Origin of the sequence: Sphingobacterium chuzhouense (assembly GCF_014692525.1) — a bacterium.
Classification (GTDB): domain Bacteria; phylum Bacteroidota; class Bacteroidia; order Sphingobacteriales; family Sphingobacteriaceae; genus Sphingobacterium; species Sphingobacterium chuzhouense.
Map to the genome: position 1 here is coordinate 1054219 of NZ_JACNYL010000002.1, position 18115 is coordinate 1072333.

Below are 18115 nucleotides of genomic sequence, written 5' to 3' on the forward strand. Positions count from 1 at the left end.
TCAAGGAATTTGAAAGGTTGCCGATTCACGTTCTAATTTAGCCAATGCCGCAAGCACCTGTAACTGACTGAGATTGACAGAAAGTTTGGCGGAAGTATATTGATTGCGTGCATCAATAGTTTCTATATAGCTGTTAACGCCTTCTCTATAACCTCGCTGTATGAGTCGCTGGTAGGTAGACGCTGCTTCGAGCTGTACTTTCGATTTTTCATAGTTTTTGAGCGCTGCCAGCACATCATTCCGGGCAGCTTGCGCCGCCACTCTCAGTTGTTGCTCTGCTTGCGCTTTCCTATTCCATGATTCGGCAAGGTCGATTTTTGTCTCCTCCATCTTCAAGCGATTTCTGTTGCCTTGGAAGAGCGGCATGGATAACGTCAGACCAACCATAAAATAGCGCGAATCTTGGTTAAATTTCAAGCCTTCCGCCTGCGATCCCAAATCAAGAAATCCGCTTACTTTAGGCACCAGATATTGTTTGTTCATTTGCAATACAGATTCTTGCATTGCGATGCCGGCTTGTATGGCGAGCAGTTCCTCACGTTGCGAAACATCGATTTCACTCCCATCCTGCAAGCTCTGATTCTGCTCTAGAAAAAGTGTACTATCCCGTTCGATAAATGCGTCCGCAGCCCTATTCAAGAGTGCATTAAAATACAGGGCGCTGTTTTTTATATTTTTTTCTGCTTCTGCCCGTTGGGATTCAATCTGTGCAATTTCGGCCTTTGCCCGGACAATATAAGCTGGCAATCCCTTACCTGCATCCAACAGCTTTTGGTTGGCTCGAAGTCCTTCATGGGCTAAATCCAACGAAGATTCATAAATGCCCTCTACCTGTAGCGCACTGAGGTATTGATAATACGCCTCCTTAATTTCCTTAATCAATTCTCGTTTATAAATCCCCACTTCTGACTCCTGTAGACGAACCGCATCCGTTTTAATCTGCTTATTATGTGTAATATCGGTGTTGATAAGCGGGACTATCGTACGAACTTTCGCATCGTAATAGTTTTGAGGTAGAAAATTGATGGTTTCATTCTGTATTTGTGGAAAAGCTTGCGATTGCGTGAGTGCATTCAATGTATTATAAACCGGATTCAACATATCTCCGACAGGTAAATTAATGGATCGTCCGCCTTTTGCATGCGTATATGCGACATCTAAGTCGATAGCAGGTAGGTACATGGATTTTGCCACCTGTAAAGCATTCATCGCCCGCTGCAAGGAGAGGTTTTTTTGTTGAAGCACCAAATTATTGTCCAGCCCCTCTTCGATATAATTTGATAGAGGCGACTCCTGACCCACGGTTTTTCCATTTAAAAAACAAATCAAAATCAAACTTATGAATACCGTTCTCATTATTAACAGTGTTAAGTTTATGTTTAAAATTTTTTATTTTGTCGATTCCAAATAATGTACGAGGACACGAAAAGCATCTTCAATCATCCGTTCGTGGTTCTCGTCTCCAAAAACGACCTTCATCATGCTTTTAAGATGTCCTGAAACATACAACGCACACATACCATGCACGGAGGCCCATGCCTCCATCGCTACATGTTTAGTATCCAGTCCATTGAAATAGCCTTTATCCTGACAATCCCGGACCGTCTGTAAAAGAAAATCGAAAACGCGTTCACCTTCTTCCCAAGACGTTTCTACACAGCTGATTTCCAAATACTCCATGGGGTCTTTCATCACAAACATGAGTTCATAGAAATCAGGATGTGTAAATGCGAAGTTTATATAACATTTTCCAAGTGCTTTTAACCGTTCAAAAGGAGATTCTACCTGCATCAAGGGTTGAAAGCTCTGCCGCATCATCTGGAAACCTTCCTGATGTAGCGCGTATATAATATCACTTTTATCTTTATAATACAAATATATCGTCGTCGGGCTAAATTCGATTTCCTTCGCTATTTTCCGTATGGATGTCGCTTCGTATCCAGCTGTGAGAAACAATTTTTTAGCTGCTTCCAAAATACGCTTACGTAAATCTTCTTTGTGCCTGATTTTCCGTTCTTGTATACCCATATAAATTTTATTCGGAAACAAAATTAATGAACAGTGTTAACTTTTTCAAATTTTAAATTACTTTCTATAAAAAACAAAGCCCCTGCAAAAATCTGCAGGGGCTTTCTCCTCACCTTAAAACAACACCACACTACTTACAATTATTTTACTTCGATAAGTCTTTTTGCTACAATAGCATCTTCTTTCTTACCAACTGTTACTTGCAACACACCGTCTACATATTCTGCTTCGATGTCATTATAGTTTACAGATTCTGGCAAGGAGAAAGAGCGTGTAAAAGAAGTATAATTGAATTCTTTTTTACTGTACAATTTTTCTTCTACTTCCGTTTCTTCTTTCTTCTCCGCAGAAATGGTAATCAGATTTTTATCAACATTGATTTTAAAATCTGATTTCTGTAATCCCGGAGCAGCCAATTCAATTTTAAAAGACTTATCGGTTTCAGCGATATTTACTGCGGGTACGCGTGTTACTAAACGATCCGAAATAAAGGAATCATTGAAAATATTATCAAAAAAGCTGTTAACATAAGGGTTAACTACATCTGAATTAACAGTTCTGTTTGGAAATTTGATTAATGCCATTTTTATATCCTCCTAATTTTTTAATTTTTCTTTAATTGTTATGCTTGGTATTAATCAAAGTTTATACCGAAGAGATAAAATACAATAAACAAGACATTATGTCTGTTAATTCTAAAAACACAAGACAAAATGTCTTTAAAAATAAGTTTTTATGCTTTATAATGTAATGAAACGACTGTCTGTACTTCATCGTGTCCAAACGGCGGCGTTATTTTACGAATAGAAACCCGCACTTCATTAAGAAAACCATAACGTGCCTGTACATCCGAAAGCAGCTCTTCCGCTGCAGATTCAAGCAGTTTCCGTTCTTTTTTCATAACTGCACAAGTAAGTTGGTAAAGTTCTTCGTAATTAATGGTATTCATTAAATCTTCTGCATCGGGATTACGAAAAGGAAAATAAACAGATACGTCCACGAAAAATTCATTCCCGAGAATACGTTCTTCTTCATAATAACCAATAGGTGAAAAAAAACGCACATTACGTAATGCTACTTCTTGTATGACAGAACCCATATACAAACATATAAAAAATGAAACCGAGATGTAAATGTAAAAATTAATACATATTATTGCTTTACAGAAAGCACCAAAAAAACATTTAGTCAAATGAAGATTCAATTAGGGAGTACATTGTTATTCTTGGCATTATCGATAACCAGTATGGCACAGACAAAATTCAAACCAGAAGATACCGAATTTTATTCTTCTAAGCCTCCAGTGGTAACGCTCAAAAACCAAGTGCCCAGTGATGCGATTGTTCTCTTCGACGGAACAAACCTTGATCAATGGGTAAGCCGCAACAATCCAGAACAACCGGCCGACTGGACTGTGGAGAGCGGGGTACTTACCGTAAAGCCGAAAACAGGTGACATCCAGACCAAACAAGTGTTTGAGGATTTTCAACTTCATGTAGAGTGGAAAAGCCCGGAAGTGATAAAAGGTCAAGGTCAGGGACGTGGAAATAGCGGCATATTTTTACAAGGGCTATATGAAATCCAAGTATTGGATAATGATGACAATCCAACCTATGTCAACGGACAAGCAGGAAGTCTTTACAAACAGCGACCGCCATTGGTGGAAGTAAGAGCCAAAGAAGATAAATGGCATCTTTACGACATCGTCTATAAAGCACCACGCTTTAACAAAGATGGCATGCTGATCAGTAAAGGTAGCGTTACCGTGTTACATAACGGCATATTAATACAGAATAACACGCAAATCGAAGGTACTACAGAATATATTGGTTTACCAAAAATGCAAGCACATGGTGCGGGGCCTGTTATATTGCAGGATCACGGCGACTTAGTGAATTTCCGTAACATCTGGATTAGACCCTTATAAGTAAAGACGTTGTATGTAACGTCTTTACTTATAAAAGATCCGTAAATAATGTTAAATGACTGTTTGTGTCGTTTTTTCATAACTATCGTTATGTACATGAGCTACTGCTCTACCCGACGGATCGTTCATATTCTGGAAAGAAGCATCCCAAGCCAGTGCTTCCGGCGTGCTACAAGCAACGGATTTTACAGATGGTACCGTTTTAGCTGCAGCTTCCGAAGGAAAATGGGATTCAAAAATGGAACGATATAAAAACTCTTCTTTATTCTTAGGTGTGTTGATCGGAAAACGAGACGCTGCTGTCTCAAATTCAACATCCGAAACCTTGCTTTCCGCCAACTCTTTTAGTGTATCTATCCAGCTGTATCCTACGCCGTCAGAAAACTGCTCCTTTTGTCGCCAGGCTATGCTTTCAGGCAGATAGTCTTCAAATGCTTTGCGCACAACCCACTTCTCCATCCTTCCGTCTTTAATCATCTTATCGGCAGGATTGATCGTCATAGCGACATCCATAAATTCCTTATCTAAAAAAGGTACACGCCCTTCAACCCCCCACGCTGCCAGCGATTTGTTGGCGCGAAGACAATCATACAAATATAGTTTGTTCAATTTCCGAACAGTCTCTTCATGAAATTCTTGTGCGTTAGGCGCTTTATGGAAATAGAGATATCCGCCAAATAGTTCATCAGAGCCTTCACCTGATAACACCATTTTTATCCCCATCGATTTAATTACCCGCGACAAGAGGTACATTGGTGTGGAGGCACGAACAGTCGTTACATCATAGGTTTCCAGATGGTAAATGACATCACGGATAGCATCTAAACCTTCTTGGATCGTAAAATTTATTTCATGATGGATCGTACCGATATGGTCAGCGGCCTTCTTTGCCGCAATCAAATCAGGTGCACCTTTTAATCCTACTGCAAAAGAATGCAATTGCGGATACCAAGCGGCTTCTTTCCCACCGGTTTCGATACGTGTAGAAGCAAATTTCTTTGTGATGGCAGCGATAACAGAAGAATCCAGCCCGCCAGATAGTAATACGCCATAGGGAACGTCTGACATTAACTGGCGTTGTACCGCTTCTTCTAGTGCTTGACGCAATTTTGCCACATCAGTTTCGTTATCTTTCACGGCATCGTAAGACTCCCAATCACGCACGTACCACTTCTTGGGTTCGCTTCCCTCCTTATTATACAGGTAATGTCCCGGAGGAAATTGTGCTATCTCTACACAGAAGCCTTCCAACGATTTTAATTCCGAAGCAACGAAAAGCTGTCCACTTTCGTCTTTACCATAATATAAGGGGATGATACCCATATGATCACGCGCAATCAAAAAAGAGTTATCGCGCGCATCGTATAACGCAAAACCAAATATACCATTCAAGTCTTCTATAAACGAAGCACCTTTCGCCAGATATAATGCCAAAATAACTTCCGAATCCGACTGTGTGGTAAATTCGTAATTAGGTAGTGTATTTCGAAGTTGTTGATGATTATAGATTTCGCCATTCACGGCAAGAACAACGTTTCCATCCGGGCTGAACAACGGTTGACTTCCCGATATAGGATCCACGATAGCCAGGCGCTCGTGCGCCAAAATAGCTTTTTCACTGGTAAAGATACCCGACCAGTCCGGCCCGCGATGACGAATGCGTTTCGACATTTCCAACACCTGCGGTCTCAACTTCTCCGAGGAGAATGGCTTTAATTCAAAAGCACCAACAATTCCACACATAAATTTAAATTTTAATACTGTTTACTAGCTTTCATTAGCATCATGACACAAAGAAACGTATTTAAAAATTAAATTCATAATATTATTTAATTTTTATTGAAAATAACACAACGAAACACTTATTTATTTGATAAAATAATACAAAAAATGCCTTTTTGATGTTAACAAACACTTTTCAACATATCATACGGCGCAGAATCGTCAACTTAACTTTCTGTAATGATTTGTTTGATTATATGATGAATATGATTTTCTAGCAATCCCCCTATTTCTTTTATTTTTTGTCATGCTATAAAAAATAATTATATTAGTAAAAGATTTAGAGCGAAAACAGTGTTGTTTGACACATGAAAAAAGGAAAAAACACATATCGAAAATTTAACTTTAAAGAAAAACGAGTGATTTCACTCGTGTAGGTCGCTATATACTAGGCCGGCATCTTTTTGGATGCCGGCTTATTTTTTTGATAAAAAAGGCGAAAATGACCGTGGTCACTTGACAAAAACAAGCTTTGCTTTTATTAAATGACCGTGGTCATTTGTTCAAAACAAACTTTGAGTTGAGAAAATCGAACTTTCATTTAAAAAATAGCCGCGGTCATTTTAAAACCTCCAACTTTCACCTTCAAAACCGGTACTTTTGGATTTTTTCCAGTTAAACTAGTTTCTTTAAAGCAGGTGTTTATATATGTTAAAAGAAATTTACACCTACAAGAAAGTAGTATCTTTACATTTCCGATAAGGTTACATATCTTTCGTTTTGATGAAAAACCTGTGAATATCAGATAATCCCATGCAAAGAGCCACCCTTTACACCTAAACGATCGACCTTCCGTTCCACGGCTTCGTCTTTGATCAAATCTGGCGCATGATGGGGTTTGCTACGCGCATCGATAATAACAGGTCCGTTGCACCCCCAATGTTTAAAGGACGTAAAACTATCGATACCATAGATATCGTAGGCAGGGTTACTGCGGGTAAACGTTACCCAAACAAAGTTATTGATGGTATCTGTCGTAAAGTCCGCGTCATCTGCCAATACAATCAGCTGAATACCGGCCCAATCTTGTGATTGCGCTTCTCTACACCATGTTTCAACAACGTCACCTTCTTGTTTATAAGTAGTAAAGGGTCGTCCGTCTAGCACGATAACGCCTGGCAGCGGCATTTTGCCCTGGTTAAAGGGCCTAGGAAGGTTCAAGGAGAACGACGTCTCTCTCAATAGCTCCCGCTTTTTTTGTCCTACAGCTGCAAATGTAACCTTTGAGCCAGCGTTCAGGCCGTCGCCGGAATAATCTAACGTATCAATGGTCGTATTCGTCAGAAAGTGCAAATCACGGGTTAAATCAATACGCTCTAAAATATGCATTAGAAACCCCGGGATATCATGAATATCCAACTGCGGGTTATCTTCATGAGCGCCAATGAAAAGATATTTCGCTAAACTAAGCTGGTTCGTCCCCAATATCTGATTGGCAATCGTTAGGACCTCTTGGGGACGATCCACGGTTTGATAAGGTGTATACCGTTCGCTCCCTATCGCGAACAGCAATGGATGTACACCTGCCGGATCAACTGCATGGACGGCATGCAAACCGTTTATCTGCTGAGGGATCGCATTGCCAGTAATCTCATGAATCAGCGCACCAAAACTAGTATCTTCCTGTGGCGGCCTGCCAACCACGGTAAACGACCAGATAGGATTTTGACGGTGATAAACTTTGTGCACTTTCATTAAAGGAAACGGATGTGTCAAACTGTAGTAACCGATATGATCTCCAAATGGACCTTCGGGTTTGTTTTCATTGGGGTATACCGTACCCGTAATGACAAAATCTGCATCTGCTGAAATACAAAACCCCTCATTATCATAAAAATAACGAAACCGTCGGTTACCCAATGCTCCGGCAAAAATCATCTCAGAAAGCCCTTCGGGCAATGGCATTACTGCCGAGAGCGGATGCGAAGGCGGCCCACCAATAAAAACACTGACCTTTAAGGGCATACCTAGCTGGTTTGCTTTCGTTTGATGTACGCCGATTCCCCGGTGCAATTGATAGTGAAGACCAATTTCTTTGTCGGGTATATATTCGTTTCCGGACAACTGTATACGATACATTCCTAGATTAGCTTGCATAATGCCTGGGCGGGAAATATCTTCCGTATATACTTGGGGCATAGTGACAAATGCACCGCCATCCATCGGCCAATTGACGATTTGGGGTAGAGCAGAAATTTGCGTCTGCCCATACAAAATAGGAGCTCCGTTTTTCTTCTTCCATGGAAGCGCACCAAGTGCAACCATAGATGAACCGACGTAAGAAAAAGGATTTTTCAATACGGACAGGGGATTCATCTTCACGTCGACTAATTTTTTCACGTGGTCTAATGTATCACGAAACATAAATTTAGAACGACTCAAAGTCCCAAAGAGGTTAGAAACAGCAGGGAACTCAGAACCTTTGATATTTTCGAAAAAAAGTGCCGGCCCTTCTGCATCAAATACCCGCATGTGGATAGCCGCCATTTCTAAATATGGATCGACCTCTTCTTTGATACGCACCAAATGCCCGTGTTGCTCCAAATCAGCGACACATGCTGCTAAACTATTGTATCCCATGCCATGCTAAATATAGTGAACAACAAAAATAACAGAATAACCCGAAAACGGGCAATGGCTAAGGAATATTACTTTGCCAAAAGAATTTCTTTCAATGATGTAAATGTAAAAGGTAAATTGGCTCGCCAACTGTTATCAACTATTCCATCAACTTGTATAAGCCGTAAAAATTCTGCTGTCTCTGTATTGTCGTTAATCTTTCGTCGATATATCAATCTAAACAACCAATTCGGCAAGGTTATGATCCATTGTGATTTCAGTTTCAACTTTAATTTTCGGTAAAGACGATAAAAATCAACAGCAGAAATCATATCTCCCCCCCCTATTTCCAGCACATTATGATGGAAGGCAGGAACATGCAAAATCGCCTTTAACCACCGTATAAAATCATGTATCCCGATAGGTTGAAACAACCCGCCACCATGTTGTTTGGAATAAAATACCATTTTATAACCAGACACCTGCTCATAAATATCATAGAGTAAGCAATCTTCACCCACGACGATATTTTTCAAAACCACCGTATAGTCCATTTTAAACTCTTCCAATAAGTCTAAAATGGGCTGTAAGCATCGCTTATCCATTATTCTCGCTACATAAACCAGTCTATCACAATTTAGGCGTTTTATCAAGCGTATAAAATTACGCAAGCACAACAATTCCACTCTTACGTTGACCATGTCATCCAATGCAGGAACTTGAGTAAAGTAAAAAGATGCATCTAGATACGGAAGTCCAATATTATCGTCGGTATCACCTTTCAACAAATCTACTTCGAATATTTGGGCACGTATCGGGTCAGCCATACGCTCTTCGAACAACTTTCTATTTCTCGTGATAGCGAACAAGCGAAAATCCTTATCGGCCATCAGGCTGGTACATCGCCTCCCTACGTAGTTATTGAGTCCGCTTATCAATATATCCATAAAAAAAATTCAGTTATATAATTATCTGATTTCATAACACAATAGGACGGTGAATGTTCGCAGCAAATTCCATTTGTTACAAAAAACAAGTTCTACTTTTTTGCCGCGTCATTTGTCTCCCCTTTGTAAAAAGACCTCACACACCTAAATAGCATCATATTTTACCCTATATTTGTGCCAATCGTTAACATTTCCGCTTTGCATTTTCTTGTATGACAAAAAAGGTAATTTTAGTTTGGTTTAGGAATGATTTGCGTGTTCATGATAATGAAATTTTACATGAAGCCGTGCAAAAGGGTGATATTGTCATACCCGTTTATTTTTTTGATCCACGCTATTTCAGAACAAACGATTCAAGTTTTCAGAATACAGGTGTTATCCGGGCTAAATTTCTTTTAGATTCCGTTACCCATTTTAAATCTACACTACAAGAAATAGGTGCCGACTTGCTCGTTTTTCACGCACAGCCTGAAGACGTCATGGGCACGCTTTGCGCCAAATACGAGGTAACCGAAGTGTATCATCACCGGGAGGTTGCCCAACGAGAAACAAGCATATCAGAACGTGTGGAAGAGGCACTTTGGAAAGAAAAAATTAACTTAAAGCATTTTATAGGGCATACGTTATATCATAAGGAAGATTTGCCCATCCCTATTAGAGACATCCCTGACCCTTTTAACTCGTTCAAGAAAAAAGTAGAAAAAGAGAGTTTCGTACGACCTGTCCTACCGGCTGTCACCCGTATCACGACGCATCCACATCTGGAAACAACGCATATCCCGACATTGGAAGCGTTAGGCTTTCCGCCAGAAGTTATAGCATCGTTGGACGATGTAGAAGTTCCTTTATATGGAGGAGAGGAAAAGGCGTTGGAAATGATTGAAATGACACTAGCCGCAGATTACGATGATGTAAACGATTATAACCTCATATCGCCTTATATCGCAAACGGTGCAATTTCACCAGCTTTTTACTATCACAAAATCAAAGAGCACTACCATTCCGCAAACAAGAAGAAATATGATCGGTTACTGATGCGCCTTTTATGGCGGGATTATTTTCGATTTATGTTAAAAAAATATCCAAATATATTTTTTAAGCCAAGCGATTCGAAAACAAGTGCACGAGTGACTTCCGGAATTGTTTTAAAAGAACTCATAGCGGATGGCAACTATCCCCCTGCTATCGGTGAACTTATCCAAGAATTACAGACAACAGGAAATCTACCTTATGAGTATCGGGAAATCTTAGCTGCCTATATGCTACAGGAGTGGGATGTCGACCATTTGACCGGAGCAAGTTTTTTTGAAGAATATTTATTGGACTATGCCCCTGCAACGACATACGGTTATTGGCTTCACTTTGCCGGCTCAGGCACTAGTCCAAAAGACAATTTAAAAATATCTTGGGAAGAGTTATTGAAGAAAAACTACCTTAATAAAAAATGAAACCCTAACTTGCCCGATTACTGGCGGATACCTGCTGTTTAAACTTGTTTTTTATTACATTTATCCGTGACATAATATGTAATAATTATTAACTTTGGACAAAATTTTTATACGTAAGATTTCCTCATGGATAAATTAACATATTTGAGTAACGCGGATTCAGGATATATTGACTCGTTATATCAAGCATACAAGGAAGACCCAAATTCAATAGACGCCAGCTGGCAAAAGTTTTTTGAAGGATTCGATTTCGGACAGACCTACGGAGGAGAAACCACAGCCGAACAAACTCCCGAACACACGATTAAAGAAATCAAGGTATTAAACATGATTCACGGTTATCGTGACCGTGGACACTTGTTTACCGAAACCAATCCTGTTCGTGAGCGCCGCAAGTATTTCCCTGGAAAGGAACTGGAAACGTTTGGGTTATCTGATGCGGATATGGATACCGTTTTCAACGCTGGCGTGGAAATTGGTCTCGGCCCTGCAAAGCTCCGTGATATCCGTCAATTTATTGAGGAAACTTACTGTCGCTCTATCGGCGCAGAATTTCGTTATATCCGCCATCCTGAAAAAATCAAGTTTCTACAAGATCGGATGGAAGCGGATAGAAATATGCCCAACTTCCCGATAGAAACCAAAAAACGCATTTTAAAGAAATTAAACGAAGCGGTCATTTTCGAGAGTTTTTTAGGCACTAAGTTTTTGGGACAAAAGAGATTTTCGTTAGAAGGTGGCGAATCTTTAATACCTGCATTAGATTCTGTTATACAGAAAGGCTCATCACTTGGTATCGAGGAATTTGTTATCGGGATGGCTCACCGCGGCCGTTTGAATGTGCTTTCCAATATCATGGGCAAGCCCTACAAAACCATATTCTCGGAATTTGAAGGAAAAATGTATGAAGCCGACCCCGAAACTCAGTTCGGTGGAGACGTAAAATACCACTTGGGTTTTTCTTCAGATATCACCAGTCAAGAAGGCAAGAATATTCATCTTAGTCTTGCACCAAATCCATCCCATCTAGAAACAGTGGATGGTGTTGCAGAAGGTATGGTGCGGTCTAAAATCGACATGAAATATGCAGGTGATTCTTCGAAGATAGCACCTATCCTTATTCATGGCGACGCTGCTGTAGCAGCACAGGGTATCGTATATGAAACCATACAGATGTCAAAACTGGATGGTTATAAAACCGGTGGTACTATACATATTGTCATCAATAATCAAGTCGGTTTCACGACAAACTATAAAGACGGTCGGTCTTCAACCTATTGTACGGATATTGCGAAAGTAACCCTATCTCCCGTTTTCCACGTCAATGGAGACGATGTAGAAGCTTTGGTATACGCTATCAATTTAGCGGTAGAATATCGTCAGAAATACAAAACAGATGTATTTATCGATCTTTTGGGATATAGACGTTTCGGCCATAACGAAGCGGATGAACCGAAGTTTACGCAACCATCGTTGTATAAACTAATCGAAAAGCACCCTAATACGTTGGCTATTTATGTAGATAAACTTATCAAACAAGATTCTATCGATGCAAAATATGCTAAGACTTTAGAAAAAGATTTCCGTGCTATTTTACAGGATCGTCTGGATGCAGCAAAAACGGTAGAAGAAATTAGCGATGAACGCCCGATGTTTGCGGGGGCATGGAAAGGTCTTCGTCCTGCAAGACAATCGGATATTGGTAAACCTGTGATCACGAAAGTTACAAAGACATTATTTTTAGAATTGGCAAAGGAAATGAACACCTTGCCAAAAGATAAAAAATTCTTCCGGAAGATCACCAAGGTGTATGAGGATCGGTTAAAGATGATCGAAACGGACAAATACGACTGGGCTATGGGTGAGCTGATGGCTTATGCTACATTGTTGAATGAAGATTATCGCGTCCGCATTTCGGGACAGGATGTACAACGTGGTACATTCTCGCATCGCCATGCTGTCGTAACGTTGGAAGATTCTGACGAAACATACACACCGCTATGTAAACTCAAAGGAGGTGATAAATTTAATATTTATAACTCCCTTCTTTCCGAATATGCGGTACTCGCTTTTGAATATGGTTATGCATCGGTTAACCCAAATTCACTGACAATCTGGGAAGCTCAATTTGGGGACTTCGCCAACGGTGCACAAATTGTATTTGATCAATACATCTCCTCGGGAGAGACCAAATGGAAACGCTCGAATGGGCTTGTTATGCTTCTTCCCCACGGGATGGAAGGACAAGGACCGGAGCACTCTTCATGCCGTATAGAACGTTATCTAGAATTGAGTGCAAACGATAATATTATCGTGGCGAACTGTACCACGCCGGCAAACTATTTCCATCTTTTACGCCGTCAGCTTCACCGCGACTTCCGTAAACCATTGGTCGTAGCAACGCCAAAAAGTCTTTTACGGCATCCTAAAGCGGTTTCTTCCCTTGCTGATTTTACACAAAAAAGTTTTCAAGAGATATTGGACGATGCAAACGTAACAGCAAAATCTGTTAAGCGTGTTGTGCTATGCTCGGGTAAGATTTATTACGACCTGTTGGAAAAACAGGAGGCTGATAAACGTAAAGATGTTGCGTTGGTACGTGTAGAGCAATTGTTCCCTATTGCATACGATCAACTGGAAGCACTTCGTAAAAAATATGCGAAAGCAGAGTTCGTATGGGTACAGGAAGAGAATGAAAACATGGGGGCATGGCCTTTCTACTGTCGTAAACTTAGTGGTTCATCGCTGAACCTACGCGTCATAGCGCGTCCAGAAAGTGGATCACCTGCTACAGGATATATGAAGCGCCATTTGGCACAACAAACGGAGATCATTAATAAAGCATTTGAAATATAAAACATATCGACAAGTATTCTTGTTGTTGATATAATAGAGGACAAAAATATGAGCTTAGAAATCAAAGTACCCGCCGTAGGAGAATCGATCACAGAGGTGACCTTGGCACAATGGCTAAAGCAAGATGGCGATTACGTGGAAATGGACGAAAACATCGCTGAATTGGAATCCGACAAAGCAACTTTCGAATTACCGGCGGAAAAAGCAGGCATACTGAAAATTATTGCACAAGAGGGTGATACGTTAGAAATTGGTGCGGTCGTATGTTCTATCGAAGATGGGGATGCTCCAACGGGAGATTCGGATAAGGGTACAGATAAAAAAGAAGAGGCTCCTGCTGCGAAGACAGAAACAACGGAATCTGCTCCGGCGGAAGAAACGGAAAGCCCGGATTCTTATGCTGCGGGAACAGCATCGCCGGCTGCGGCAAAAATATTAAGAGAAAAAGGAATTGACGCGTCAACAATAAAAGGTACAGGCAAAGACGGACGTATCACTAAAGAAGATGCAGAGAAAGCCCAAGCAAAACCTGCTGCACCTAAAACAGAAAACAAACCTGCTGCTGAACCAGCTTCATCTGCGCCTGTCGCTGCTGCCGGCTCACGTAACGAACGTCGGGAAAAGATGACCTCGTTACGTAAAACAATTGCGAAACGTTTGGTAAGCGTGAAGAATGAAACGGCTATGTTAACTACTTTTAACGAAGTAAATATGCAGCCTATCATGGATCTTCGTGCAAAATATAAAGATGCCTTTAAAGAAAAACATGGTGTCGGACTAGGTTTTATGTCATTCTTCACGAAAGCCGTGACTATGGCATTAAAAGAATGGCCTGCGGTTAACGCACGTATCGAAGAGAACGAAATTGTATACTCTGACTTTGCTGATATTTCTATTGCAGTATCTGCTCCTAAAGGATTAGTAGTTCCGGTTATTCGGAACGCGGAGTCTATGAGCCTGTACCAGATTGAAAAAGAAGTTATTAATCTCGCAACAAAAGCACGCGATAATAAGTTGACGATTGAGGAAATGACTGGCGGAACATTTACGATCACCAATGGTGGTGTATTTGGTTCTATGATGTCTACACCAATTATCAACGCTCCTCAATCGGCTATTTTAGGTATGCACAACATCGTGCAACGCCCAGTAGCGGAAAATGGACAAGTGGTTATCCGTCCGATGATGTATATTGCACTATCTTATGATCACCGTACCATTGATGGTCGCGAATCCGTAAGCTTCCTCGTTCGCGTAAAGCAATTGCTGGAAGACCCTGCTAGATTGTTATTAGAGGTGTAAATATAAACCGATACTTTCTAAAAGGTCGTCTTCTTCAATAGGGACGACCTTTTTTCTGAAAACAAGTTTTCGTTCGTCAACCGTCCACTCATGAAACAATCTACACGCGTTATAGCTATCCTTCTATTCCTATGTTGCAGTATCAGTTCTGTATCTAACGCACAACAGATCGGTTTGGAAGTTGATTTCTTCGGATATGCTGATAATAGGGAATACAAATCCATCTATACAGAGGATAAAACGTTCTTTGGTGCCATTTTATCTCCTAAGCTTTATTTTGCGCTGGACAGTAACCACCGCGTCTATGGTGGACTTCATTACAATCAGGATTTTGGCATACATAGCGAAAACAAGGAACACATCTCCCCCATTGCTTATTATAATTACAAAAACAAAAATATTGATTTCGCTTTAGGTCTTATGCCCCGCCATGAGCGATTGGCTGATGTGCCCAGAATCGTATTAGCCGATACATTTATGTATGATCGTCCGAATATAGAAGGCATGTATTTTGCATTCCAGAATCGATACATCAAGCAAGCTATTTATATAGATTGGCTGAGCAAACAAAGCTATCAACACCGAGAACGTTTTGTGGTTGGTCTTTCGGGCAAATATACTTTCGGAAACTTTTACATAGCGGATGATGCCCTCCTCTATCATAATGCAAAAACGAGCAATGAGGAGCTTGATGATAATATACAGGATAATGGTATCGCGCTTTTGCGCGTGGGTGCTGACTTGAGCCGCAAGACATTCTTGGACTCCCTGACTATAGATGCCGGTATGGCCATTGGCTTCGATCGGGTGCGCAATGAGTACGACCTACGTGTAGCAAGAGGTTTTATTTCCAATATTTACCTTGGATATAAACAGTTTTTCCTAGGCAATACCTTATACTTGGGAGATGCCCAAAATCTTCCAAACGGAGATTCGTTCTATCACCGGGATACGTACAACCGACTTGATTTAGGCTGGACGCCTTTCAAAAAAGGAAACCTGGAAGGAAAATTTATAGCTTCCTTCCATTTTGCTCCCGATCAAGTGAGTAATCAACAAGCATTTACTTTACGGTATCGGTTTGGAAAAGCGTTGTTTTAATGTAATTGCTATTACACTAAAACATGTTGTGATACTTTTAGGGCGCAACTAAATCATTATGGATCATACGGTTGTTATACTGTTGAATAAAGGCTTTCAAGCTACGACCAAGACTATCTGCAATTTGGGGTTTCGTTTCTAACAAATCGTGTTGTTCCAAACGATCTTCTTTCAAGTTGAACAAGGAAAGAGGCTTTTCCCCATTATGTGTCATAAAATAATCGTCTTGAAAGAAACTAAATGTTCCGGCGAAATTATTAAGCGAAAAATTATTTCTATCTGCAGAAAAAGCATCAAAACCAAACGCAAAATAGGGCTTATCATAACCAAGATAGTTCATTACGGTAGGCATAATATCGATTTGCTGTATCAATTTATCAGAAATCCCCCGCAAGTTTTCATCATTTGGATGATAGAAGATAATTGGGATCGCCACACTATTTGCAGATGTTTTATATTCCGGCAAATGACTTACCGTTGCATGGTCGGCACAGATAACAAACAAGGTATTTTTGAACCAGGATGATTTAGACGCGGTTTCAAAAAATCGACGCAATGCATAATCCGTATACCCGATAGGCTCTTGTACAGGAAGAGGCCCTTTGGGAAATTTACCTTCGTATTGAGCAGGCACCTTAAAAGGATGATGAGAGGATAAAGAAAAGAAGCTGGTAAAAAACGGTTGGCGGAGATTGTCTAGTTCCTTCGCCATAAACTGCATAAAAGGCTCGTCCCAAATTCCCCACATGCCATCAAAATCTTTATCATTATTATACTCATTCTTTCCAAAATAATGTCGAACTCCCGCCAGTTGCATATATGCTGAAAACCCCATACTTCCATTGGGAGCTCCATGAAAGAATGCTGTTTCATATCCCTCGTCTCCCAATAACTTCGCCATACTCGTCGTTTTATTTCCAGAATAGATAGATAATACAAAGGGTTCGCCTATCGATGGTATCCCAGTAATAATGGACGGTAGCGCATCAATGGATTTTCGTCCATTTGCAAACGATCTGGAAAATGTATAGGATTCTGCAATCAGCGAATCTAGGAACGGTGTATATCCTTTATAATTCCCATGCTGTATATCTTTATTTAGGGCACCGACATGTTCTTTTGCAAAACTCTCCAAAATCAAGATGACGACATTCATTTTCCTAAAGTCAGACGTATCGTTCGGTTCATGAATAACAGGATAAACCTGCTGCAGTTCTTCTTCTGTATAAAAATGAACCTCTTCCAACTGAACAGCTTTCAACGTTTTTAAAATACTAAAAGGTGTATTCAGGACAATATTCATCTCCTCTGGATTACGTACGTAATCGCCTGCATTGCTCAATGTGATTGGCCGCGTGCTATGCGCCCAACCACCGCGTACTCCTCCTATAAACAGGAAAGCGACCAATAAAAACAATACAGCCTGCGCAGTATAAAAAGCAAAAGAAAGTTTCTTCGGACGATACACGATAACAATACGGGCGATAGCCCGTACCACAAAAACCAGCGCAATAAATAACAGGACTAATCCCCAATATCCCCACACAAAATCGAAAGCCAGCTTCCCGAGATTCTCTTCGTTGGCAAATTGGCTAAATACCGTGCCCGTTGTTCTTTTTAAGGTAAATGGATAATAGGCATAATCAATCAGATTCAGCGCCACACCGAAGCTATTCGTAATAATAAATACCCACTGGGCTACTTTTTGATAAAAACGTCCATATTTAAATGGTAACGGCATCCCCTGCATCAAGATATACACGATATTCAGATACAGCAACGCGACTACGTCAAATTTTATCCCCCCCCATAACATACGAAGAAAATCGCCTGTTCCCACATTAGGGAAGAGTGCAATATTATACGCATAAAATCCTACACGCAATAGCGTATATAAAGATAGTAAAAGAAAAAATTGAATAGCTAATAACCAAAAGGTATTGACTAAGTTATAAGATAACCTATATTTCATTCGTAAATAATTTGTTCTTCAACTGACTCATGGGAACTCAATTTTCATTGCTTCTTTTGTTAAACGTTACCATGGAGGTTTCATCAGACAAAGCGAAAAGAGAAAGTTAACATGAAATTAACCGCAAATTTACAGAATATTATACATTAAAAGGTTATTCGTACAATTGCTGCTAATTCCGTATTTTTGCGTC

Annotated in this window: 13 protein-coding genes; 5 read left to right on the forward strand and 8 right to left on the reverse strand. The window is 40.3% G+C overall.

What is annotated here, in order from left to right; translation table 11 throughout:
* The 4 genes from H8B21_RS10915 to H8B21_RS10930 all read right to left on the reverse strand — a co-directional run bounded on the left by H8B21_RS10915 (position 1) and on the right by H8B21_RS10930 (position 3127).
* Positions 1 to 1356: a TolC family protein gene (locus H8B21_RS10915; RefSeq protein ID WP_190313778.1), complete on the reverse strand. Its 1356-nt coding sequence runs from the start codon at positions 1354 to 1356 to the stop codon at positions 1 to 3.
* A gap of 33 nt (positions 1357 to 1389) precedes the next feature.
* On the reverse strand, positions 1390 to 2028 hold the full coding sequence (locus H8B21_RS10920) for a TetR/AcrR family transcriptional regulator (protein ID WP_190313779.1): 639 nt from the start codon (positions 2026 to 2028) through the stop codon (positions 1390 to 1392).
* Between the two features lie 140 nt (positions 2029 to 2168).
* Complete coding sequence (locus tag H8B21_RS10925) at positions 2169 to 2612, reverse strand: Hsp20/alpha crystallin family protein (protein WP_190313780.1); 444 nt, start codon at positions 2610 to 2612, stop codon at positions 2169 to 2171.
* Between the two features lie 149 nt (positions 2613 to 2761).
* Positions 2762 to 3127 carry a dihydroneopterin aldolase gene (locus H8B21_RS10930; protein WP_190313781.1) on the reverse strand — a complete coding sequence of 122 codons (366 nt, stop codon included), beginning with the start codon at positions 3125 to 3127 and terminating at the stop codon, positions 2762 to 2764.
* Between the two features lie 93 nt (positions 3128 to 3220).
* Between H8B21_RS10930 and H8B21_RS10935 the strand changes: the two genes are divergently transcribed.
* Positions 3221 to 3955, forward strand: a complete 735-nt coding sequence (locus tag H8B21_RS10935) for a 3-keto-disaccharide hydrolase (RefSeq protein ID WP_190313782.1) — start codon at positions 3221 to 3223, stop codon at positions 3953 to 3955.
* Between the two features lie 51 nt (positions 3956 to 4006).
* Here H8B21_RS10935 and asnB read toward each other — a convergent pair whose 3' ends face one another.
* From asnB to H8B21_RS10950, 3 genes are all read right to left on the reverse strand, one after another.
* Positions 4007 to 5698, reverse strand: coding sequence for an asparagine synthase B (asnB, locus tag H8B21_RS10940; protein ID WP_190313783.1), 1692 nt, complete (start codon positions 5696 to 5698; stop codon positions 4007 to 4009).
* Between the two features lie 780 nt (positions 5699 to 6478).
* Positions 6479 to 8317: a UbiD family decarboxylase gene (locus H8B21_RS10945; RefSeq protein ID WP_190313784.1), complete on the reverse strand. Its 1839-nt coding sequence runs from the start codon at positions 8315 to 8317 to the stop codon at positions 6479 to 6481.
* A 68-nt stretch (positions 8318 to 8385) separates the two neighbouring features.
* Entirely contained in the window at positions 8386 to 9243 is an 858-nt protein-coding gene (locus H8B21_RS10950) for a Rossmann-fold NAD(P)-binding domain-containing protein (RefSeq protein ID WP_190313785.1), read from the reverse strand.
* A 212-nt stretch (positions 9244 to 9455) separates the two neighbouring features.
* On the opposite strand from H8B21_RS10950, the gene H8B21_RS10955 reads away from it, so the two are divergent.
* The 4 genes from H8B21_RS10955 (at position 9456) to H8B21_RS10970 (ending at position 15950) form a co-directional block, all read left to right on the forward strand.
* Positions 9456 to 10691: a deoxyribodipyrimidine photo-lyase gene (locus tag H8B21_RS10955; protein WP_190313786.1), complete on the forward strand. Its 1236-nt coding sequence runs from the start codon at positions 9456 to 9458 to the stop codon at positions 10689 to 10691.
* 126 nt (positions 10692 to 10817) lie between these two features.
* Positions 10818 to 13547, forward strand: a complete 2730-nt coding sequence (locus tag H8B21_RS10960) for a 2-oxoglutarate dehydrogenase E1 component (RefSeq protein WP_190313787.1) — start codon at positions 10818 to 10820, stop codon at positions 13545 to 13547.
* A gap of 48 nt (positions 13548 to 13595) precedes the next feature.
* On the forward strand, positions 13596 to 14849 hold the full coding sequence (gene odhB, locus H8B21_RS10965; RefSeq protein WP_190313788.1) for a 2-oxoglutarate dehydrogenase complex dihydrolipoyllysine-residue succinyltransferase: 1254 nt from the start codon (positions 13596 to 13598) through the stop codon (positions 14847 to 14849).
* A gap of 90 nt (positions 14850 to 14939) precedes the next feature.
* Positions 14940 to 15950: a hypothetical protein gene (locus H8B21_RS10970; RefSeq protein WP_190313789.1), complete on the forward strand. Its 1011-nt coding sequence runs from the start codon at positions 14940 to 14942 to the stop codon at positions 15948 to 15950.
* Positions 15951 to 15987: 37 nt separating this feature from the next.
* On the opposite strand, the gene H8B21_RS10975 is transcribed toward H8B21_RS10970, so the two are convergent.
* Entirely contained in the window at positions 15988 to 17922 is a 1935-nt protein-coding gene (locus tag H8B21_RS10975; protein WP_190313790.1) for an LTA synthase family protein, read from the reverse strand.
* Positions 17923 to 18115 lie beyond the last annotated feature (193 nt).